Source organism: Moorella sp. E306M, assembly GCF_006538385.1.
Lineage (GTDB): Bacteria > Bacillota > DSM-521 > Neomoorellales > Neomoorellaceae > Neomoorella.
This window is the reverse complement of record NZ_BJKO01000001.1, coordinates 1,191,685-1,211,973: the sequence shown is the minus strand read 5'-3', so window position 1 is coordinate 1,211,973 and position 20,289 is coordinate 1,191,685. Positions and strand designations below refer to the sequence as shown.

Here is a 20,289-nt window from a genome sequence, read left to right as displayed (position 1 = left end):
AGAGAAAAGATGCTCACCTTACTGCGCGACCGGCGTTTAAGCATTGTTTGGACCCTTTTGCGTATATGGCTGGGTTGGCAGTGGCTGGAGGCTGGCCTGCACAAACTTAGTAATCCCAAATGGACACAAAGCGGTGAAGCATTGAAAGGTTTCTGGGCCAAGGCTATCGGCGCCCTGCCGGGAAGCACGCCGGCTATTAAGTATGGCTGGTACGAAACGTTTATTCGTTCCCTATACGATGGAGGCCACTACACCTGGTTTGCCAAGCTGGTAGTAGCCGGTGAGATTTTAACGGGTATTGCCCTGATTTTGGGAGCAGCAACCGTATTTGCCCTGTGTGTCGGTGCATTTATGAACCTCAATTTTATGCTCGCTGGTACCGCGAGCACCAACCCGGTGCTCTACACAGTGGCCATCATCTTGTTGCTGGCAGGAAGCGCGTCCTACTATTACGGCGTCGACCGGCCGGTATTAACCTACCTGCAGCGTAGAAAGGAAAAAGCAACAAGCGAGTCACTGGCGGTAAGTAAATAGCGGTAAGTAAATAAATAAGAACAGAAGAAGCTAAAGCCCCGGCATCCATATGGATGCCGGGGCTTCAGCTTCCATGCACTATTACCAACATAAGTTCGATTTGCATTTTAAATTGACAGCGACGGCAAGGGTATGTTATACTATACTTGCCGAGCTGGGGAGGGGTGTCCGAGCGGTTTAAGGAGCTGGTCTTGAAAACCAGTGATGCTCTTACGGGCACCGTGGGTTCGAATCCCACCCCCTCCGCCAGTAACAAAAGGAAGAAGGCGTGGAGAGATGGCCGAGTAGGTCGAAGGCGATCGCCTGCTAAGCGATTGTACGGGTATAAAACCTGTACCGTGGGTTCGAATCCCACTCTCTCCGCCACAGGATGCCGGCGCCGGAAGGCGCCGGTTTAACTTTACCTTTGGGGCGGCCCGCCAGGTCCGCGGCCCTGTGGCAGGAGCCGGCGTAGATATGTATGTGTACCCTTGACTTACTCCTGCATCTCTGGTACAATTAACTCTGTCGGTAAAAAAGTTTGTGCGCCCGTAGCTCAACGGGATAGAGTAACTGGCTACGAACCAGGTGGTTGGGGGTTCGAGTCCCTCCGGGCGCGCCATTTTTTATTCGTGCGTCTGTAGCTCAGGTGGATAGAGCAGCGGTTTCCTAAACCGCGTGCCGGGGGTTCGAGTCCCTCCAGGCGCACCAGAATACCAGCGAGGGGGTCATGCGTGGACCACCGTTTCTATATGGGGGAAGCCCTGGCCGAGGCAGAAAAGGCCTTTGCCCTGGGGGAAATCCCCATCGGTGCCGTAATAGTAGAAGGGGAGCGAATTCTTGCCCGGGCCGGCAACCGGCGGGAAACCTGGGGCGACCCCACGGCCCACGCCGAGATTATCGCCTTGCGGGAAGCGGCCCGGGTGCGGGGCAACTGGCGCTTGACAGGTACTACCCTGTACGTAACGGTGGAACCCTGTCCCATGTGTGCTGGTGCCCTGGTACAGGCCAGGGTAAAGAGACTGGTTTATGGTGCCCCGGATTTACGCGCCGGGGCCGTAGATTCTGTAGTCAATCTGGTGGAAAATCCCCATTTTAACCACCAGGTAGAGGTTATCCCCGGCATCCGTGAAGAGGAATGCCGGCAGTTATTAAAACGCTTTTTCCAGCAAGTGCGGAGAGATGGCTGAGCTGGTTGAAGGCGCTCGACTCGAAATCGAGTAGGCGGCTGAAGAGGTCGCCTCGTGGGTTCGAATCCCACTCTCTCCGCCAGTAAAAGTTAATTAAGGGGTGTTGCCGTTATAAATGGCCTCCCCTTTTTCTTAAACGCCTTGACATGCTCTTCTGAAGCGACTTGCATTTAGCTGCACTTCGCTGTATAATTTTATATAAGCACTAAATTTGCGCGGAGAGATGGCTGAGTTGGTCGAAGGCGCTCGCCTGGAGAGCGAGTAGACGGGTCACAAACCCGTCTCGTGGGTTCGAATCCCACTCTCTCCGCCATTTTAATTTTATAGCTTTGACCGTGCTAGACGGGGAGGTAGCGGTGCCCTGTAGCCCGCAAACCGCTATAGCGGGGTCGAAGTCCCACTGGCGGGCCTGACCTGTGGGGTCCGGCCGGTGCAAGGGGCGAAGAGAGCCGGGTCCTGCGCGACGAGGACTCATGAACCCCGTCAGGTCCGGGAGGAAGCAGCGGTAAGTGAACCCCCTCGGGTGCCGCGGGAGTGCCTGGTTGGAGTTACCTGCGCCGGTAACGCCCGGAGGCCATGTTCAACAGTGGGTGCACGGTCACCTAATGAGACAAGAAGGGATTATTCGAGCGGGGAATAATCCCTTTTTATATATTTATTTTATTTTTAGCCTCCCGAGGTGAGGAGCTTGGCCCAGTACCAGGCCCTGTACCGGCAATGGCGCCCGCGAACCTTTGCCGAGGTAGTGGGACAGGAACATATTACCCGTACCCTGCTCAATGCCCTGCGCAACCATCGCCTGGTCCACGCCTATCTTTTCTGCGGACCCCGGGGCACCGGGAAAACCAGTACTGCCAAAATCCTGGCCAAAGCTGTCAATTGCCAGTCGCCCCTGGAAGGAGAACCGTGCAATGAGTGCCCTAATTGCCGGCGCATCAATGCCGGTAACTCCCTGGATGTCCTGGAAATCGACGCTGCCTCCAACCGGGGTATTGACGAGATTCGTGAATTAATTGAAAAGATCCCCCTGGGGCCGGTAGAGGGCCGCTACAAGGTTTATATTATCGATGAAGTCCACATGCTGACGCAGGAGGCCTTTAATGCCCTGTTGAAAACCCTGGAAGAGCCTCCGGCCCATGCCCTTTTTATCCTGGCTACTACAGAGCCGCGTAAAGTGCTACCGACTATACTTTCCCGCTGCCAGCGTTTTGACTTTCGTCCCCTGGCGGCGGCAGCCATCAGCGGGCGCCTGCAGCAGGTGGCGGCAGCCAATAATGTCCAGATCGAGGCGGCGGCCTTAAGCCTTTTAGCCCGCAAGGCTGCCGGGGGGTTACGCGACGCCTTAAGCCTTCTGGACCAGATCATATCCACCGGCGACCAGGAGATTATTACGGCCGAACAGGTGGCCGCAACCCTGGGTACGGCGCGCCTGGATACCCTCCTGGCCATAACTGATGCCCTGGCAGCCGGCGATGGGGCAAATATGCTGCGCCTGGTAGACACAGCCCTGCAAGCGGGAGTAGAACCACAGCGGCTGCTGGAGGACCTGCTGGAGCATACTCGCAATCTCCTTCTTTTGCATATGGATCCCCGGGCCGGAGAGTTTACCGGTCTCCTGCCGGAAGAAATGGAACAGGTGGCGGCCCAGGCGCAAAAATTTACTCCCCGGCGCCTGCTGGACCTTATGGAACGGCTGCAGGAGGGTGGAGCAGCCCTGCGCTGGAACAGCCAGCCCCGGGTCCTCCTGGAGATGACCCTGGCCGGTTTCCTGCTCGATACCGGCCCTTCTCTGGACGACCTGGCCCACCGGCTGGAGGAACTGGAAAAACGCCTGGCCGCCCTGGATAGCAGCGGGCATGCAAAAGGGCAACTGCCTGAAATAAAACCCGGGGAAACGCCGGGCAAGCCCGGACTTGCCGGCAGGGGCCGGCATGCTTCGGAGACGACCGGCCAGAGAAAAGCAGAAGGCGTGACTTTGCCTGGTAAAGGGGAAAACCCTGCTTCCCGGACCCGGCCTGCAGCCCGGCAGCAGGAGGGAGTTTCGCCTGCCGTTTTTCCGCCATTAGAATTATCTACCGTTCAGGAACGCTGGCCGGAAGTCCTGGCAGCGGCCCGCCGGGAAAGCGTCCACCTCCAGGCTTATTTACGGGCCGGGGAGCCGGTGGCTGTCACGGGAGATAGCCTGACCCTGGAAGTCAAAACGGATTTCCACCGCGGCATGCTGGAACAGCCCGCCAACCGACAGAAGGTGGAAGCAGTCCTGGCCAGGGTTTTCGGCCGGCCCCTCAAGCTTGTTATTACGGCGGGGAGGCCGCCTGTGGACGGGGTGAACCAGGAAGTATTAGATAAGCTGGTAGAATATTTCGGTCCCGACAAAGTGGAGATCAAGGATTAAAAAGGAGGACTGTTAAGCCAGTGGGTATGAACAATATCAACAAGATGATGAAGCAGATGCAAAAGATGCAGGCCCAGATCGCCAAACTCCAGGACGAGCTGGGGGAAAAGACAGTGGAAGCAGCCGCCGGCGGCGGTGCCGTTGTGGCTACGGCCAACGGCCGCCAGGAAATTGTCGGGATAAAAATTGACCCGGCTGCCGTGGATCCTGATGATGTGGAAATGCTCCAGGACCTGATCCTGGCCGCCGTCAACGAAGCCTTGCGCCAGTCCCAGGAAATGGCGGCCAGGGAAATGGGAAAAATTACGGGAAACATGCGGCTGCCGGGGTTTTAAAAAATGAATTACCCGGAACCCCTGAACAAACTGATTGCAGCCCTGGGCAAACTGCCGGGAGTGGGACCCAAAACAGCCCAGCGCCTGGCCTTCTACCTTCTCAACGCCCCGGCGGCAGAGGCGGAAAACCTGGCCGCAGCCATCCTGGAGGCCCGCCGTAAGATCCATTATTGCTCTATATGCGGTAACCTCACCGACCGCGATCCCTGCCTTCTGTGCACCGATCCGGAAAGGGATCATACCATAATCTGCGTGGTGGAGGAGGCCCGGGACATTGTGGCCCTGGAAAAAACCCGCCAGTACCGGGGCTTATATCATGTTTTACAGGGTGCCATTTCACCCGTGGACGGGATAGGCCCGGACCAGCTAAAGGTTAAAGAGCTTTTACGGCGCCTCCAGGGAGGGAAGGTCAAAGAAGTAGTGCTGGCCACCAATGCCGATGTGGAAGGAGAGGCCACGGCCCTTTATCTCGCCAGGCTGTTAAAGCCCCTGGCCGTCAGGGTAACCCGCCTGGCCTACGGCCTGCCGGTGGGAAGCGACCTTGAATACGCCGATGAAATCACCCTGGCCCGGGCCTTCAGCGGCCGCCATGAAATGGAATAAAAATGGAATAAAAAGCAGGCAAGAAATTATTCCCAGCTGCATATTTTATAAGCAAATGGCAGTTGGGAGGTGGCCGCATGCAGGAGTGGGGCCTGAAAGCGGAACTGGAAGTGCTGGCCGAAGCTATTAGGGAAGCCAGGGAAGAATGGTGGGCAGCCCAGCGCTTTTTTGCCGAGGTAACGGAACCCGATCTGGTGGATCAGGCCATCTACCGGCTGGAAGCGGCAGAAAGGAAATATATGTACCTGTGGAAGTTAGTAAGGAGTGGTAGCCATGGGTGGTGAGACCGTCCAGCTGATTCTGGCAGGTATTTTTTTACTGTTTCTATTTTATCTCGTGGGCAGCATTTTATTAAAGCCCTTGAAGTGGATTTTTAAGATTATTGTTAACTCCTTCTTCGGACTTCTCCTCCTCTGGGCTTTTAACTTTTTTGGTTCCAATTTTAACTTTTTCATCCCCCTGAACTGGCTTACTGTTTTAATCGCCGGTTTTCTGGGACTACCCGGATTAATCCTGCTGATTTTTTTACGCCTGGTCCTGGGGACGTGAGGGCAGGTATACACCCGGGGCGGCCCGCGGCACCAGCAGTCCGGTTAAAGCCGGGCTTTTTTATTTTTTAGACAGTATTTCAAAGCGGGAGCCATGCCTGCAAGTATGCTATTTCTGCAGGAGCGCATACTAACTACCGGGGTGAAGAAAAGCGCGTATCGTTGAGGCTTACCTGGGGGAATACGGCAGCGGCAAGTCGGAAAACGCCGTTAACCGGGCTGTTTTTTTACGGGAGCAGGGACGGCAGGTAACCCTGGCCGACCTGGATACCGTGGAACCGTGCTATACTTTGCGCCCCCTGAAACTCAAGCTGGAAGCCATGGGGATCAAGGTACTGGGCTGGGAGACGCGGCAGGTGACCGGCTGGGGTGAGGCCGGGACGGTCCTGCACCCGGCTGTCCGCTGGGCCCTGCACCAGGAAGGGGACGTGATCATCGATGCCGGCTATGGCACAGCCGGTGCCGGTACTTTACACTTGCTGGAAGGAGCAGGAACAGCATCCGATCTCCGGGTCCTGGCTGTGATCAATACTGCCCGCCCGGCCACGGCCACGGTTGAGGATATTATCGTCCATGTACGCTCTTTAGGCCGGGTGGACGGCCTGCTCAATAACACCCACCTGGGGGAAGAGACAACGGTAGACCTCATCCAGGCCGGGGCCAGGAAGGTAACTGCTGCGGCCCGGGAATTAAACCTCCCGGTAGTGGCCACGGCAGTAATGTTCGAACTGGCCTCATTTATAGGCGAGCGCGATATTTGTGGCAATCCTGTCCGGGCAATTAAACGCTATATGCCCATGGCATTCTGGTAAAATTATTTTACGCAGGAACGGGGTGTATTTATGGCAACCAGGCCAGTTACGGGCGAGCAGCGGGCCTTCATGACCGGCAACGAGGTGGTGGCCTGGGCGGCCCTGGCCGCCGGGGCCGACATTATGTATGGCTATCCCATTACGCCGCAGAATGAAATCATGCACTACTGGACCCGGATGGCGCCCAAATATGAACGGGGCTTTCTCCAGACGGAAGACGAAATTTCGGCCGGTTTTGCTACTGTCGGGGGTGTCCTGGCAGGGAAGCGGGCCTTTACGGCTACGGCCGGGCCGGGCAACGTCCTGATGCAGGAAGCCATGGCCATGGCCGAAATGATGCGCCTGCCCACGGTAGTTGTGGTAACCCAGCGGGGCGGTCCTTCGACGGCCACGGTCATCTATTCCCAGCAGGAGCTCAATCTGACCTGTTTCGGCGGCAATGGCGAGGGCTTGAGGATTGTTTATTCCCCGTCTTCCCATGATGAGTTGTTTCTTTATACCATTAAAGCCTTTAACAGCGCCTGGAAATACCGTTTTCCCACCTTTGTCCTGGGGGACGGGTATCAATCCAAAATGCGGGAACCGGTAACCATCTTCGACCCTGAAGCCCGGGGCATTACCATGGAACCGTGCCACCCCATGGTGGGCCTGCCGGGCCTGCCGGGGGAAGAGCGCGACCCGGCCCACCTGCGCAATACCTATAACCTGGAAGATGAGCTTTATGAGGTGCTGATGACCGACATAAAAGAGTATGAAGCCATAGCGCCGCAGGTGGTGGAGTGGGATACCTACGCCGTCGATGACGCCGAGTTGCTTATTATTGCCCACGGGGTTGTTTCCCGGGCCGCCCGGGCGGCCACGGTTTCCCTGCGGGAAAGAGGTTTCAAGGCCGGCTATTTCCGGCCCGTAACCTTAAAGCCCTTCCCGGCGGAAACCTTGAGGACCCTGGCAGCCCGGGCCCGCAATCTCCTGGTGGTGGAATCATCCTACGGCCAGCTAAAAAGGCAGGTCCAGGCCGGCCTTTACGGCCTGGAAACGCCGGTCACCGGCTACCTGCGCCCGGGAATGGGAATTACGCCGGAAGAAATAGTGGAGTTTGTCCATGCGAAGGAGCTGATCTAATGGCCATCGCCGCCCAACCGCAAATGCCCCGGGTCTGGCGGGCGGAGACCAAGCCCCACAAGTTTTGCCCCGGCTGCGGCCACGGTATTGTCCTCAAGGCCCTGGGGGAGGCTATCGACGCCCTGAATATCCAGGAACGGACCATCTTTGGATGCGACATCGGCTGCTCCTTGCTTTCCTGGGACTTTTTCAACCTGGACACCGTCCAGACCCACCACGGCCGCACCACGCCGGTGCTGGTGGGCATCAAGCGGGCGCGGCCGGAACTGGTGGTCGTTTCCTACATGGGCGACGGCGGCGCCTACGCCATCGGCGCCCAGCACCTGGTCAGCAGCGCCAGCCGCAACGACCTGGTGACGATTATCGTGGTCAACAATACCGTCTACGCCATGACCGGCGGCCAGATGGCCCCGACCACCCTGCCGGGACAAAAGACGGAAACGACCCCCTATGGCCGCGACGCCAGGCTCACCGGCCGGCCCATCCTGGGCCCGGAACTGGTGGCGGCCATTGCCCCGCCGGGAGCCTACGTCGCCCGCGGGAGTATAGCCAATATCGTCCAGCTGAAAAACTTTATTCAGAAAGGCCTGCAGAACCAGCTGGAAGGCCGGGGTATCGCCTTTATCGAGGCCCTGTCGTCCTGCCCCACCAACTGGCACACCAATGCCGCCGCGACCTGGGGCTTTGTGGAAAAAGAAATGACGGCCTATTTCCCTGTCGGGGAGCTGAGGACACCGGAAGAGAAAGCAGCCGGCCGGCTCCAGGAGGTGCCACCCCGTGGATTTCAATCTTAAAATCGCCCTGGCCGGGGAAGGAGGGCAGGGGGTGCAGTCGGTGGCCGAGATTATCACCGAGGCGGCCTATCAGGCCGGCTTCCAGGCCCTGTATATCCCCAATTTTGGCGTCGAACAGCGGGGCGGCGTTTCGGTGGCCTTTGTTCAGGTAAGCAGGGAGCCAGTGAGCGCGCCCAAGTTTACTACCGGTGATATTGTGGTAGCTTTAAGCCACCGGGCCGTAGAGCGGGTACGGCAGTATGTAGGCGAAAAGACATTACTGGTTTATGAGGCCGGCCTGGAAGACGACGTGCGGCAGGTTTACGGGGAAAGGCAGAGACGTCTGGCCGTCCCGGCCCTGGCCATAGCCCAGGAGGAAATGCACCCCAGGGTCTTTAACGTCATCATCCTGGGAGTGCTGGTGGGCGTAACGGGCTTTTTAGAGCGCCGGGATGTAGAACAGGCCCTGGAACGCCAGTTTGGCCACAAGTTTGCTCAGGACCCGGACCTCAGGGAATTAAACTACCGTGCCCTGGACCGGGGGTACGAGATAGGGAGAGAGAACTTATGAGCGTCACTTTCAAAGCCATTACCACCGAGAATGGCAAAGGGATCTTCCATCTGTTCCCGGCCTTGTGCAAGGGCTGCGGCCTCTGCATCGAGAAGTGTCCTGTAGACACCATCGGCTGGGCTAAACAACTGGGGGCCTTCGGTACCCCGGTGGTGGAACCGGGGCACGGGAAACCCTGCATTGCCTGTAAAAAATGCCAGCTCGTCTGCCCCGATGCCGCCATCTGGATCGAAAGGCGCGACGGCAAGGGCCGGGATACTAGCCTGACAGCTGCTCCGGAAAAGCATGTCCAGTAATTGGACGCGGGGCAGGAAGCTGGCGTAGATCTATTTTGATGGCTTGTAAGTTGGCCAGAAAGCGGCGTAAATAAAACTACAGGTTAGAAATATCCCAGTAGAGATGCCGTCAGCCGCGCTCTTTTAGAAACTTAGGGGTCTCCGTAGGGAAAAATGGAACTCCAGCACCAATGGCAGTAAAGCCTTTGCCGACCTGAAGCTCCATGATATCTCCATATCTCCAACACCATCATAAGGATCTATAGATGGGTCCGGAACCCTATTTTATGCAAAAGCCGCAAGGCTAATTTTATTGTCTTTATTGATATATGTAGCCTGATCGTGTACAATTAGTGTATCATAACTTCCGGGGGGCTTAAAGGTGCGTTTTGTGACCGTGCGTGAATTAAGGATAAAATCGGGCGAGATATGGCGCCAGTTACAAAAGGAGGGAGAGCTGGTAATTACCTCTAATGGTAAGCCAGTGGCGGTACTTTCCAATATAGAAGAAAAATATCTGGAAGAGTACTTGCAAAACTTGCGTCGTGTCCGGGCAGTACTGGCTGTAAAAAATATGCAAGCAAGAGCCAGGGAAAAAGGATTGAATAAAATTAAGGACGCAGAAATTGAAGCTGAAATTAAAGCCGTTAGACGGAGCCGCAGCCAATGAAAATTGTCCTCGATACAAACGTGTTGGTTTCGGGACTTTTGAAAGCCCATAGCCATGCCGGTACCATTGTCCGGCTCATTGCTAATGGTCGAATCAAGGTTGTTTATGATGCCCGTATCCTATCTGAGTACCGCGAAGTGCTTTGTCGTCCCAAATTTGGTTTTGCCAAAGCAGAAGTTGATGCCCTTATAACCCTGATCGAAGCAGAAGGTATTCTAGTGACAACTGAACCCTTGCCGGTGCCATTACCAGATCCTGATGACGAACCTTTTCTAGAAGCTGCTATGGCCATTGAAGGAGCCATACTTGTTACAGGTAACAAGAAACACTTTACGGTGCCTGAATCTCCAGTAACTATTCTTAATCCTTCGGAATTTATCTCCCTTTGGCGAAATATCAAACATAAATAATGCACTTTAGCACGGATGGTTTTGCGAAAATATATTATTTAACAAAGAGGATGAGAAAAGCAATTTACTGGACACAGGGCTCATGGACCTGCGCGAAGTCGATCAATTTTTCTCTAGCCTGAGCTTTGGAAATATAGACGGATAAAAATATATAAAACTAGCCGCGGAGTGCCATCCCACGACAGGAAAATTTAGGTTTATGGCGAATAATGACATAAAATACAATTTATTGTAAACGAATCATGGGGCTGTTGCCAAACCTTTTGTAACTAATGCAACAGGACCAGGTATGAGTAACTATTGTACTTTTACTGTTGATTTTCCATAATGATTATAGCATAGATTGTGTTAGGCAGTGGAAAAAATGACCATGGGAAAGGAGTAAATTGGTTGGATAAATTTCTTAATAGTACCATCTGGAATACATTTATTCTTATAGTAATGGGGATAATAGCTTTCTTCACTAAAGAGATCGTAACCTTTTTTATGCTTGGATTTATAATTATTATCCTATCAAACATCTATAATGTCCTTAAAAAAATTAGTGATAAAATAGATAAATTACCCTGAGGGAGGTCTAAAACGCCTCTAGATTCTTAAAAACGCTATACTATCTGCCCAAAACAGAAACAGAAGGTTCATGTCTCCTGGCCACGATAGAGGCAAGAGTATATGGTCTGGCAGCCAGACGGCTGCGCCGGAAAAGCATTGACAGGGATGATGGAATAAGGATATATTAAAGTTGAGGGAAAATTTATAACCCCCATCTACCTGTCAGGGGTAGGCAAAAATATGGGAGGGGAGATGTTTTTTTGCGTATTATATTTATTGGCCAGGCGCCCTTTGGTAGAGACTGCCTGCAGGCCCTTCTTGATCAGGGGGAAGAAATTGCCGGCGTCCTCACCGTGCCGGACCGGCCGGGGCAAAAGGGGCCCAATCCGGTTAAAGAGCTGGCCCTGCAGCGCGGCCTGCCCCTCTTGCAGCCTGCGCGTTTGAAGGAACCGGAAGCCTTGACGTGGGTTAAAAACCTCAGGCCCGACCTGCTGGTGCTGGCCTTTGTAACCGATATTGTCCCCCAGGCCATGATTGACCTGGCCACTTACGGCGGCATTAATTATCACCCTTCATTGCTACCTAAATACCGCGGCGGCAGTGCCATGAACTGGGCCATTATCAACGGCGAAACGGAAACAGGCGTTACCATCCATCAGATTGATGCCGGTATTGATACGGGTCCCATTATCCTGCAGCAGAAAGTGGCCATTGACCCTGATGATACGGTAAAATCATTATACTTTGAGAAACTCTACCCCTTAGGCGTGCAAATGGTAGCCGAGGCTGTCCGTTTAATCCGGGAGGGGAAGGCGAGCCCGGTGCCCCAGGATGAGAGGCAAGCTTCTTTCCAGCCGGTAATAAAGGAAGCAGATGTGCAAATCGACTGGCGGCAAAGCACCCAAAAGATTTACAACCTTATCCGCGGTTCCAACCCCAACCCGGGGGCCTGGACTACCTTCCGGGGGGGAAAGCTAAAGATATGGGAAGCCAGTCCATACCGGGCATACGGCAACCCGGGTACCATAGTAGCAATCCCGGGCGAGGAAGGCTTTGTTATCGCTACAGGAGACGGGGCCATTCTGGTCCGCCGGGTGCAGTACGGTAGCTCTTCCGATAAGGTTTCTGCCCTGCAGTTTGCAACTTCTGCTGCTATCCGGCCGGGTGAACAGGTGGGCATTTAATAATATATTCCCTGTCTGCTGGTTAGACCATAAGACAGGCAGCTAATTAATAAAAGAAGGAGAAAAAAGCTTTATCAGCGTTTTATTTTGTCTATCTAAAGGATTTTATAAACCAGACAATTCTTGACACCTGTCCAAAGTTATTGCTAGAGTTAAATTAATGAATATTATAGCTTTGTGATATTACTAACAAAATAGACAGGAGGCTGGTGCTGGCGGAAATATACTTTTTTATCCTGGTCGCACCGCTGGCGAGCGGTGTTTGGATATAGATAATGAGTCTGGCTATGATTTTTAATGGGGAAGGGAGAGGGGTTTAATAATGGTCGATCAATCAACCCTTAACGAGCTGGTGAGAATTGTCGGCAGAGAGAATGTCTTAACGTCAAAAGTATCTTTGAATACCTACATGTACGATGCTTCCCTCGTTTACGGCCAGCCCGAAGTTGTTGTCTATGTACAAAATGCCCAGCAGATAGCTGCTATCATGAAACTGGCCAGCAGTAAAAAGATCCCGGTAACCCCTCGCGGGGGTGGTACATGTTTGAGCGGCGGTGCTGTACCGCAGCGCGGCGGAATAGTTATTGTCATGACCAGGATGAACCGCATCCTGGAGATTGATCCCGAAAACCGGGTGGCGGTGGTGGAACCGGGCGTTACCAATATGGAACTGCAAAAGGCCGTCGCTCCTTATGGTTTGGTTTATATGCCCGACCCGGCCAGCCAGAAAGTATCGACCATGGGAGGCAACCTGGGAGAGAACTCGGGTGGTATGCGCGGGATTAAATATGGCCTCACCAGGGACCATATCATCGGCATGGAGCTTGTTTTATCGAACGGTGAAATTGTGCAAATCGGAGGCAAACTGGAGCCGATTGCCCAGGAATTAAACCTCAATGCCCTGCTGATTGGTTCGGAGGGCAACCTGGGTATTGCTACCAAGATCATTTGTAAGTTGACGCCTGCACCCCGTGCCAACCGCACCATGCTGGCCACCTATAAAACCCTTGAAGATGCCGGCACTTCAGTCTCGGCCATCATTGCCCGCGGCATTATCCCCTGTACCCTGGAACTGATGGACAACAAGATCATCAATGCCGTTGAAGACTGGCTGCATATCGGCTTGCCGGTAGATGCAGGTGCTATACTCTTAATTGAGGTGGACGGCTGGGATGCCGGCCTGGACCGCCAGGCGCAGCAGATAATGGAGATCTGCCGGGAGAATGGGGCTACCGATGTAAAGCTGGCCAAGAATGCCAAGGAACGGGACGACCTGTGGACGGCACGGCGTATGGCTATTGGTGCCATTGGCCGCCTGGCTCCCAATTACGATATGGAAGATGCCACCGTACCCCGCACCAAACTACCGGAGATCCTGAAAGAAGTGAACCGTTTAAGTCAGGAATATAATCTGGCCATTGGTATGCTGGCCCACGCCGGCGACGGCAACCTGCATCCCCTGGTTCTTTTCGATGAGCGGAATAAAGAACAAATGGAGCGGGTGGAAAAAGTTAGGGCCGCCCTTTTCCGCAAGGCCCTGGATCTGGGTGGCACCCTGTCTGGCGAGCATGGCATTGGCCTGGCCAAACTGGAATTTGTACGCTGGGCCTTCAACCCGGAGGAACTCCGGTTTTTACGCCGGGTGCGCCTGGCCTTTGATCCCAGCGAGATATTAAACGCCGGTAAGACTGTACCCGATACCGATACGGCGGCCTGAGGAGGACAGCAAAATGCGGCAAGAAAATATTAATAAGCTGGAGAAGATTCTTGGTGCCGGGAATTGTCAGATAGACCCAGACATCCGGCGCCAGCACAGCTGCAGCAAGACGGCCCTGCCGGACGCTGTTGTTTACCCGGAGAGCAGCCAGCAGGTAGCTGAGGTTTTGAAGCTCGCCGGTGAAGAGGGCATACCTGTGGTCCCCTGGGGAGCTGGTACCATGGCCTGCCGAGGCCTGTTGCCGCTGGCGGGAGGGTTGTTAATCAACCTTACCCGGATGAATAAAATTATTGAATATGATTATGAGAACATGACCGCCTATGTGGAAGCTGGTATCCCCCTGGGCGAGCTGCAAAAAACGTTGCGGACCCATAACTTATACTGGCCCGTCGAGCCGGTAGAACCGGATACCTGCACCGTTGGCGGGTGCATAGCCGCCGGTGCGTCAGGCCCCAGCAAGCTCGGTTATGGCGATGTTAAATTTCATATTTTAGGCCTGGAAGTTGTTTTACCTACCGGAGAAATTATCCACACCGGCGGGAAAACCGTTAAAAACGTCCAGGATTATGATAACACCCGCTTTCTGGCCGGCTCCTGGGGAGCCCTGGGCATTATCACCAAGGCCATGTTGAAATTAAGGCCCGTGCCGGAAAAGGAAACGACGGTTTTCTTGCCCTTTAAACAACTGAAAGAAGCCATAGCAGCGGCCCGCATCATCAGGAATGATACCTTACCTGTGGCTCTGGAATTACTGGACGGCGCCGCCATGGCGGTACTGGCCCGGGCCGGGTGGAAGGCTGATGGTAAGGGACCCGGCGTGCTGGTGGCCTATAATGGCTTTAGAGAACAAGTAGACACCCAGGTTGATTATGTAAAAAAACAATTTCCGGCTGCCACCATCCTGGAAGGGGAGGCGGCTGCTGCCGCCTGGCAGGCCCGCCGGCAGCTATTCCCTGTCTTTGCCGGTGCGTCCGGGGCCATCCTGGCCAGCGTAGCCGTACCTTTTACTGCCATGGAGGAATTTTTAACCCGGGCCCGCGACGAGCTGAAACAGAGCCGCAAAGGAGCAGCCCTGGCAGCCCATTTCGGCAACGGTCACGTCCATATTTTCCTCGACGAGGCTCCAGGTGCCTATGCCGGTGTACAGGAAACTATTAATCGCCTGGCAACACTAGCCGGGGACCTGGGCGGGCTGCTGGTTGTAGATAATATCGATGACCTGACTTTAACGCGGCGCTGGGTTGAGGCGCGGGGGAAGGCCGTGATGGAGTTACTGTCCCGGCTTAAGGCGGCCTTCGACCCGCAGCGGATTATGGCCCCCAACAGCAAGGTCCTGGCGTATGTTATTGATAACAGCAGGGCGGTATCCTGAGACGAGGAGGAACAGGTCATGGTCAAGACTTTTCGGCAGTATGAAGAAGATATCGTACGTTGTAACCGGTGCGGCTTTTGCGAAGAGGTATGCCCTACCTATAAGGTAACCGGCGAGGAGTTTTCCCTGGCCCGGGGGCGCAACCGTTTGATGCGCCAGTCCATGGAAGGACACTTTGATTTAACCAAAGAGCCGGAGATAAACCACCATATTTACTCCTGCCTTCTCTGCGGCGCCTGCGTTGTCACCTGCCCCTCCTCCGTTATTACCGATACCCTGGTTAAGGCTGCCCGGGCGGAAATTACCCGTGCCAACGGCAATCCCTTCCCCATTCGCATGGCCCTGCGCGGCGTTCTGGCCAGGCAGAGGCGCCTGACCCTGGGGGCGAAAGCCCTGCGCTTTTACCAGCGCAGCGGCGCCAGGTGGCTCGCCCGCCATACCGGCTTCCTTGGTTTGCTGGGGTCCCTGGGCAAGGCTGAAGGGCTGCTGCCCGACATCCCGGCCCGTACTTTGAGGGAGCGCTTACCGGAAGTTTTAAAGAAGCCCCTGAAACCCCGCCATAAAGTGGCCTATTTTGCCGGTTGCATGATGAACAACTTCTTTCCCCAGGTCGCCGAATCTACCCTGCGTGTTTTCCAGGAAAATGATATCGAGGTTGTGGTACCGGTTTCCAACTGCTGCGGTATTCCCCACGAAGCTTACGGCGAGACAGAAATGCATATCAAACTGGCCAAAGAAAACCTGGATTCCTTTAAACGCTTTAATGTGGAAGCGGTAGTTACCGATTGTGCCAGCTGCGCCCACGGTCTTCACTATTATGCCGAACTCCTTAAAGATGACCCCGAGTATGGCCCCCTGGCGCAGGAGTTTGCCGCCAAGGTAAAGGAAGCCTCCCAGTACCTGGCGGAAGTGGGCTTTAAGAAAGAGATGGGACCGGTCAACGCCACCGTAACCTATCATGATCCCTGCCATGCCGTCCGGGGGCTGAAAATCAAGAATGAGCCGCGCCAGATTTTAAAGAGCATCCCGGGAGTCAAATTTGTGGAGATGAATGAGTCCGACTGGTGCTGCGGCGGTGCCGGCTCCTATAACGTTACCCATTATGACTTATCGCAGCGAATCCTGGCCCGTAAGATGGAGAACTTTAAGAAAACCGGTGCCCAGTACCTGGCAACTTCCTGCCCGGCCTGCCTGATGCAGCTGGCCCACGGCCTGGACGTCCACCATTTACCTGCCCGGGCCATCCACGTCATGCAGCTTCTGGACCAGGCCTACCAGAACCGGTCTGTAAAGAGCGGTGCCAGGGCTGTTTAAGGGAACTGGCAGCTTGAGTCCCCTGTCTGATCGGCAGGGGGCTTATCTTATCCCCCTTTTCATTTCATATAGCAATGCAGGGCTGAATAGGATCATCTCAGGGGGTGAGGAGATGATCCTGTTATGGCGCCGGCGCCGGTTGGTCAACATCCTGATCCCGGCGCTGTTGTTTTTCCTGGGTTTATACCTGGGTGCCAGGCTGGCCGATTACCAGCCCCTGGCATCTATGGTTGGGCGGACCAGGAAATTATTGCCTATATACAGCGTTTACACCACAGAAAAAAAGGTAGCCCTTTCCTTTGATGCCACCTGGGGTGCAGAGTACACACCCAAATTGTTAACCACCTTAAAACAGCATAATGTTAAAACGACCTTTTTTTTAACCAATATCTGGCTCAAGAAATACCCCGAAGTTGCCAAACAGATCGCTGCTGCCGGTCATGAAATCGGCCTGCACTCGGCCACCCATCCTCATTTTACCGCCTTAAGTGAGGCGGAAATGGAAAAAGAGCTGCAGGAAAATAGCCGGATGGTGCGGGAAATAACTGGCTATAAGGCAGAACTCTTCCGGCCTCCCTTTGGCGATTATAACGACACGGTCATCCGTACCGCGGAGCGGCTGGGGTACCGGGTCATCCAGTGGGATGTGGATTCCCTGGACTGGCAGGAACACATGACGGCCGGGGCCATTTTGAACCGGGTGTTAAAAAACATTAAACCGGGCTCCATTGTTCTTTTTCACAATAACGGTCGCTATACGGCCGATGTTCTGAGCCCCCTCCTGGAAAAGCTCAAGGCCGATGGCTACCAGGTGGTGCCGGTAGGGGATCTGATCATCAAGGGGGATTACTATATTGACCACGCCGGCGTACAGCACCCCGGGCGATGAGGGGGCGAAAAAATATTTTGTAGGCCCGGGATGTGTGTTACAATAACATCGTGAAGACCCAAGGGCAAGCGCCTCTCTGGGAGGCGCTTTTAAATTACCGGCGCCAGCGACTTAATTCCTGGCATACACCCGGTCATAAGGACGGAGCCTATACCTGGCCCTCCTGGCGGCAGGCCCTGGGGGAGGAAACCCTGGGGCTGGACCTTACCGAGGTGCCGGGTTTGGACAATCTGGCCTGTCCCGGCGGGGCGATCCGGGCGGCCCAGGAGAAGGCCGCCGCCTTTTATGGGGCGGCGCGGACCTTTTTTCTGGTGAATGGGGCCAGCAGCGGCCTTATGGCCGTCATCCTGGCTGTCTGCCGGCCCGGGGATGAGGTTATACTACCCCGTTATGCCCACCGTTCCGTTTTTAACGGTTTGATCTTGAGCGGGGCCAGGCCGGTTTATATGGAAACGGAATGGCTGGCCTCACCCGGCATCCCTCTGGGGGTGACCCCGGCGGTTTTAGCCAGAACACTTAAGGCCAATCCCCGGGCCAGGCTCCTGCTCCTGGTTCACCCAACCTATGAGGGGATCGTTCCCCATAGCCGGGAACTGATAGCCCTGGCCCATGACCATGGCCTGGTCGTCCTGGTAGATGCCGCCCATGGAGCCCACTTCGGCCTTGACCCGATGCTGCCGCCCTCACCCCTGGCCCTGGGGGGGGATTATGTGGTTCAGAGCACCCACAAGACCATGGGGGCCCTTACCCAGGCGGCCATGTTGCACCTGCGGGAAGCCGGGACAGGTGATGCAATAGCAGCGGCTTTAAACCTTTTACAGACCACCAGCCCTTCCTATTTACTGCTGGCTTCCCTGGATGTGGCCCGGCTCCGGGCGGAAGAGCGGGGCCGGCGGGACTGGGGCCGGACTGTGGCCAGGGCGTTGCGGCTGCGGGAAAAACTGGCAGCGGCCGGCATACCCTGCCTGGCCCCTGCAGATGTGACGGGACCTGCGGCTTCCGGCCTGGATGTCACCCGCTTGTTGTTGCCGGTGGCCCCTTTCGGTGTCAGCGGGCCGGAAATAGCTGCCTTTTTACGACGCGCCGGTCAGGAAATAGAGCTGGCCGGGCCGGACTATATCCTGTTAATCATCACCCCCGGCGATGGCGGGGCCAAAATCAATTCTCTCCTGAAAGCTCTGCTGGCCCTGCCGCGGGTGGCCGGCCGGGTGCCGCCGGAAGCAAATGGTAAAGCGGGAGCAAGTCCCGGCCCCTGGACTGTTCCGCCCCGGCAGGTGCTGACGCCCCGGGAAGCCTGGCTGGCCCCCCGGCGGGAAATACCCTTAAAGGAGGCGGAAGGCCGGATTTGCGCCGAGCTGATCGCCCCCTGCCCCCCCGGCCTGGCCCTGGTCGTACCGGGAGAGGTCCTGACCGGGGAAGTAATTGCCAGGCTGGTATGCTTGCGGGGGGCGGAGGGTAAGGTGCTGGTAGTAGATGAGTGAGAAATGTTTATTCTTTAGGAAAAAGTGCAGGTGACGTTACGTGCCTGGCGGCCTGTTCATTACCCTGGAGGGTCCGGACGGTGCCGGCAAGACTACCCAGATGGAACGCCTGGAGCGTTTCTTACGCCGGCGGGGCTATGCTGTCGAATGTACCCGGGAACCCGGCGGGACGCTCCTGGCTGAAGCCATCAGGCAGCTGCTCCTGGAACCGCGCTACGGTCCTGTTGATGCCCGGGCCGAAATCCTGCTCTATGCTGCCGCCAGGGCCCAGCATGTAGCCGAGCGCATCCGGCCGGCCCTGACAGCAGGGAAAATAGTCCTCTGCGACCGCTTTACAGATTCCAGCATCGCCTACCAGGGTTACGGCCGCAAGCTGGGGATAGAGATGGTGCGCCAGGTAAACAAAATGGCTACCGGGGGCCTCTTACCGGATCTTACCCTTTTAATCGATGTACCGGTAGAGTTGGGTTTGGCGCGGCTCCGGGGGAAAGGAACTGCCGACCGCCTGGAGGGGGAAGACCTCGCCTTTCACCGGCGGGTACGCCGGGGTTACCTGGAATTGAGGCGCCTGGAGCCGCAGCGCGTTCGCCTCATTGATGGTACCGGTTCCCCGGATGCTGTGTGGTCGCAGATTGAAAAGGTAGTAGAGCCCTGGCTGGAAGCGAGGGGAGGCTGAATGGCAGCAGGAGAGCAGATGGCAGGTGTGAAGCCGAAAGCTTTAATGGCGGCCCGCCGGCAGCTGCAGCAGGCCCTGCAAAAGGGTAAACTCGCCCATGCCTATCTCCTGGCAGGCGGTAGTGAGGCTGCGCGGATAGAACTGGCCAGGTACCTGGCTGCGGCCCTGAACTGCCGGGAACCCCGCGAGGGGGAACCCTGCGGCCGCTGTCGTTCCTGCCGGCAAATGGCCGGCGGTAACCACCCGGATTTTTATCTCTTCAAGCCCCAGGGTACCACGCTAAAAATTGACCAGATCCGGGAACTGGAAAGGCAGTTGGCTTTTCGGGCCTTCCAGGGAGGGGCCAGGGTGGCCGTCCTGGCCGGGGCCGATGCTATGACCGAAGCAGCAGCCAACTGTTTGCTGAAGACCCTGGAAGAGCCCCCGGAAGGAGCTTATCTTATTTTACTGGCTGCCCAGCCGGACTTATTGCTGCCCACCATCCGTTCCCGCTGCCAGGAACTGCACCTGGGCTGGGAAAGCGGGGTTTCGCCTGCCGGTGTCACTTACTGGAACCGCCTGACGAGGGCCGGTTTGGCGGCAATGTTGCAAGAAATCCTGCCCGAGCTGGAAAAGGAAAACGATCTCCAGGGCGTTCTCCAGGCCATGGCCCTGGCCTGCCGGGACCAGCTGGTCTGGCAGTTAACAGGAGCGGCAACACTATTACTGCAGCCAGGATGCTTTTTACCGGTACCGCTGTCACCGCGGAAACTATGGCGTTGTTTCCGGCTCATCCAGGCTGCGCAGGCGGCTATTGAACGCAACGGCAACCGCCGCCTGGCCCTGGAAGTATTGATGTTTAACCTGCACCGGGAGCTGGCCGATACCCCTGTATAGAGCGGGAACTT

22 protein-coding genes, 6 tRNA genes and 1 other RNA gene are annotated in these 20,289 nt (G+C 55.8%); all 29 read left to right on the top strand.

The window, feature by feature from the left end; all coding sequences use genetic code 11:
• The first annotated feature begins 9 nt into the window (after positions 1–9).
• On the top strand, positions 10–534 hold the full coding sequence (locus FLZ89_RS06410) for a DoxX family membrane protein (protein WP_141304654.1): 525 nt from the start codon (positions 10–12) through the stop codon (positions 532–534).
• A 158-nt stretch (positions 535–692) separates the two neighbouring features.
• Positions 693–783 (top strand) — tRNA-Ser (locus FLZ89_RS06405).
• 21 nt (positions 784–804) lie between these two features.
• Positions 805–900, top strand: a tRNA-Ser gene (locus FLZ89_RS06400).
• A 158-nt stretch (positions 901–1,058) separates the two neighbouring features.
• Positions 1,059–1,135 (top strand) — tRNA-Arg (locus FLZ89_RS06395).
• A 12-nt stretch (positions 1,136–1,147) separates the two neighbouring features.
• Positions 1,148–1,224: transfer RNA gene (locus tag FLZ89_RS06390), tRNA-Arg, on the top strand.
• Between the two features lie 23 nt (positions 1,225–1,247).
• A complete protein-coding gene (gene tadA, locus FLZ89_RS06385; protein WP_141263605.1) occupies positions 1,248–1,703 on the top strand; it encodes a tRNA adenosine(34) deaminase TadA in 456 nt (151 codons plus the stop codon).
• Positions 1,690–1,785: transfer RNA gene (locus FLZ89_RS06380), tRNA-Ser, on the top strand. Before tadA ends, FLZ89_RS06380 begins: the two co-directional genes overlap by 14 nt.
• 135 nt (positions 1,786–1,920) lie before the next feature.
• Positions 1,921–2,016: transfer RNA gene (locus tag FLZ89_RS06375), tRNA-Ser, on the top strand.
• A gap of 20 nt (positions 2,017–2,036) precedes the next feature.
• Positions 2,037–2,301, top strand: an RNA gene (gene ffs, locus FLZ89_RS06370) — signal recognition particle sRNA large type.
• 90 nt (positions 2,302–2,391) lie between these two features.
• Positions 2,392–4,098: a DNA polymerase III subunit gamma/tau gene (gene dnaX / locus FLZ89_RS06365; protein ID WP_141304653.1), complete on the top strand. Its 1,707-nt coding sequence runs from the start codon at positions 2,392–2,394 to the stop codon at positions 4,096–4,098.
• Between the two features lie 26 nt (positions 4,099–4,124).
• Complete coding sequence (locus FLZ89_RS06360; RefSeq protein WP_216363931.1) at positions 4,125–4,433, top strand: YbaB/EbfC family nucleoid-associated protein; 309 nt, start codon at positions 4,125–4,127, stop codon at positions 4,431–4,433.
• A gap of 3 nt (positions 4,434–4,436) precedes the next feature.
• Positions 4,437–5,036 carry a recombination mediator RecR gene (recR, locus tag FLZ89_RS06355; protein WP_141263608.1) on the top strand — a complete coding sequence of 200 codons (600 nt, stop codon included), beginning with the start codon at positions 4,437–4,439 and terminating at the stop codon, positions 5,034–5,036.
• 77 nt (positions 5,037–5,113) lie between these two features.
• Entirely contained in the window at positions 5,114–5,320 is a 207-nt protein-coding gene (locus FLZ89_RS06350; RefSeq protein WP_141263609.1) for a DUF2508 family protein, read from the top strand.
• Positions 5,310–5,585: a pro-sigmaK processing inhibitor BofA family protein gene (locus FLZ89_RS06345; protein ID WP_141263610.1), complete on the top strand. Its 276-nt coding sequence runs from the start codon at positions 5,310–5,312 to the stop codon at positions 5,583–5,585. The genes FLZ89_RS06350 and FLZ89_RS06345 overlap by 11 nt, the downstream gene beginning before the upstream one ends.
• A gap of 271 nt (positions 5,586–5,856) precedes the next feature.
• Entirely contained in the window at positions 5,857–6,396 is a 540-nt protein-coding gene (locus FLZ89_RS06340) for a hypothetical protein (protein ID WP_253256422.1), read from the top strand.
• Between the two features lie 30 nt (positions 6,397–6,426).
• Positions 6,427–7,518 carry a ferredoxin oxidoreductase gene (locus tag FLZ89_RS06335; protein ID WP_141304651.1) on the top strand — a complete coding sequence of 364 codons (1,092 nt, stop codon included), beginning with the start codon at positions 6,427–6,429 and terminating at the stop codon, positions 7,516–7,518.
• The gene (locus FLZ89_RS06330) at positions 7,518–8,312 is read left to right on the top strand and encodes a thiamine pyrophosphate-dependent enzyme (RefSeq protein ID WP_141304650.1); all 795 of its coding nucleotides are present in this window, start codon (positions 7,518–7,520) and stop codon (positions 8,310–8,312) included. The genes FLZ89_RS06335 and FLZ89_RS06330 overlap by 1 nt, the downstream gene beginning before the upstream one ends.
• Positions 8,296–8,862: a 2-oxoacid:acceptor oxidoreductase family protein gene (locus FLZ89_RS06325; protein WP_141263614.1), complete on the top strand. Its 567-nt coding sequence runs from the start codon at positions 8,296–8,298 to the stop codon at positions 8,860–8,862. Before FLZ89_RS06330 ends, FLZ89_RS06325 begins: the two co-directional genes overlap by 17 nt.
• Positions 8,859–9,158: a 4Fe-4S dicluster domain-containing protein gene (locus tag FLZ89_RS06320; protein WP_141263615.1), complete on the top strand. Its 300-nt coding sequence runs from the start codon at positions 8,859–8,861 to the stop codon at positions 9,156–9,158. Before FLZ89_RS06325 ends, FLZ89_RS06320 begins: the two co-directional genes overlap by 4 nt.
• A 361-nt stretch (positions 9,159–9,519) precedes the next feature.
• Complete coding sequence (locus tag FLZ89_RS06315; protein WP_141263616.1) at positions 9,520–9,807, top strand: type II toxin-antitoxin system Phd/YefM family antitoxin; 288 nt, start codon at positions 9,520–9,522, stop codon at positions 9,805–9,807.
• Positions 9,804–10,217, top strand: a complete 414-nt coding sequence (locus FLZ89_RS06310; RefSeq protein ID WP_141263617.1) for a putative toxin-antitoxin system toxin component, PIN family — start codon at positions 9,804–9,806, stop codon at positions 10,215–10,217. The genes FLZ89_RS06315 and FLZ89_RS06310 overlap by 4 nt, the downstream gene beginning before the upstream one ends.
• A gap of 812 nt (positions 10,218–11,029) precedes the next feature.
• Positions 11,030–11,953 (top strand): methionyl-tRNA formyltransferase, encoded by a 924-nt coding sequence (gene fmt / locus FLZ89_RS06300; protein ID WP_172613477.1) that lies wholly within the window; start codon positions 11,030–11,032, stop codon positions 11,951–11,953.
• A gap of 322 nt (positions 11,954–12,275) precedes the next feature.
• Complete coding sequence (locus FLZ89_RS06295; RefSeq protein WP_141263619.1) at positions 12,276–13,670, top strand: FAD-binding oxidoreductase; 1,395 nt, start codon at positions 12,276–12,278, stop codon at positions 13,668–13,670.
• A gap of 13 nt (positions 13,671–13,683) precedes the next feature.
• On the top strand, positions 13,684–15,042 hold the full coding sequence (locus FLZ89_RS06290; RefSeq protein WP_141304648.1) for an FAD-binding oxidoreductase: 1,359 nt from the start codon (positions 13,684–13,686) through the stop codon (positions 15,040–15,042).
• An 18-nt stretch (positions 15,043–15,060) separates the two neighbouring features.
• On the top strand, positions 15,061–16,356 hold the full coding sequence (locus tag FLZ89_RS06285) for a (Fe-S)-binding protein (protein WP_141263621.1): 1,296 nt from the start codon (positions 15,061–15,063) through the stop codon (positions 16,354–16,356).
• A 112-nt stretch (positions 16,357–16,468) separates the two neighbouring features.
• Entirely contained in the window at positions 16,469–17,245 is a 777-nt protein-coding gene (locus FLZ89_RS06280) for a polysaccharide deacetylase family protein (protein ID WP_141263622.1), read from the top strand.
• A gap of 50 nt (positions 17,246–17,295) precedes the next feature.
• Positions 17,296–18,726, top strand: a complete 1,431-nt coding sequence (locus FLZ89_RS06275) for an aminotransferase class I/II-fold pyridoxal phosphate-dependent enzyme (protein WP_141304647.1) — start codon at positions 17,296–17,298, stop codon at positions 18,724–18,726.
• A 40-nt stretch (positions 18,727–18,766) separates the two neighbouring features.
• Positions 18,767–19,402, top strand: a complete 636-nt coding sequence (gene tmk, locus FLZ89_RS06270) for a dTMP kinase (RefSeq protein WP_141263623.1) — start codon at positions 18,767–18,769, stop codon at positions 19,400–19,402.
• Positions 19,403–19,420: 18 nt separating this feature from the next.
• Entirely contained in the window at positions 19,421–20,278 is an 858-nt protein-coding gene (holB, locus tag FLZ89_RS06265) for a DNA polymerase III subunit delta' (RefSeq protein WP_172613476.1), read from the top strand.
• Positions 20,279–20,289: the final 11 nt, after the last annotated feature.

Coding starts and splice junctions, on each gene's coding strand:
- FLZ89_RS06410 (WP_141304654.1), top strand. CDS start 10: ATGCTCACCTTACTGCGCGACCGGCGTTTAAGCATTGTTTGGACCCTT.
- FLZ89_RS06360 (WP_216363931.1), top strand. CDS start 4,125: ATGAACAATATCAACAAGATGATGAAGCAGATGCAAAAGATGCAGGCC.
- recR (WP_141263608.1), top strand. CDS start 4,437: ATGAATTACCCGGAACCCCTGAACAAACTGATTGCAGCCCTGGGCAAA.
- FLZ89_RS06350 (WP_141263609.1), top strand. CDS start 5,114: ATGCAGGAGTGGGGCCTGAAAGCGGAACTGGAAGTGCTGGCCGAAGCT.
- FLZ89_RS06345 (WP_141263610.1), top strand. CDS start 5,310: ATGGGTGGTGAGACCGTCCAGCTGATTCTGGCAGGTATTTTTTTACTG.
- FLZ89_RS06335 (WP_141304651.1), top strand. CDS start 6,427: ATGGCAACCAGGCCAGTTACGGGCGAGCAGCGGGCCTTCATGACCGGC.
- FLZ89_RS06330 (WP_141304650.1), top strand. CDS start 7,518: ATGGCCATCGCCGCCCAACCGCAAATGCCCCGGGTCTGGCGGGCGGAG.
- FLZ89_RS06320 (WP_141263615.1), top strand. CDS start 8,859: ATGAGCGTCACTTTCAAAGCCATTACCACCGAGAATGGCAAAGGGATC.
- FLZ89_RS06310 (WP_141263617.1), top strand. CDS start 9,804: ATGAAAATTGTCCTCGATACAAACGTGTTGGTTTCGGGACTTTTGAAA.
- FLZ89_RS06295 (WP_141263619.1), top strand. CDS start 12,276: ATGGTCGATCAATCAACCCTTAACGAGCTGGTGAGAATTGTCGGCAGA.
- FLZ89_RS06290 (WP_141304648.1), top strand. CDS start 13,684: ATGCGGCAAGAAAATATTAATAAGCTGGAGAAGATTCTTGGTGCCGGG.
- FLZ89_RS06285 (WP_141263621.1), top strand. CDS start 15,061: ATGGTCAAGACTTTTCGGCAGTATGAAGAAGATATCGTACGTTGTAAC.
- FLZ89_RS06280 (WP_141263622.1), top strand. CDS start 16,469: ATGATCCTGTTATGGCGCCGGCGCCGGTTGGTCAACATCCTGATCCCG.
- holB (WP_172613476.1), top strand. CDS start 19,421: ATGGCAGGTGTGAAGCCGAAAGCTTTAATGGCGGCCCGCCGGCAGCTG.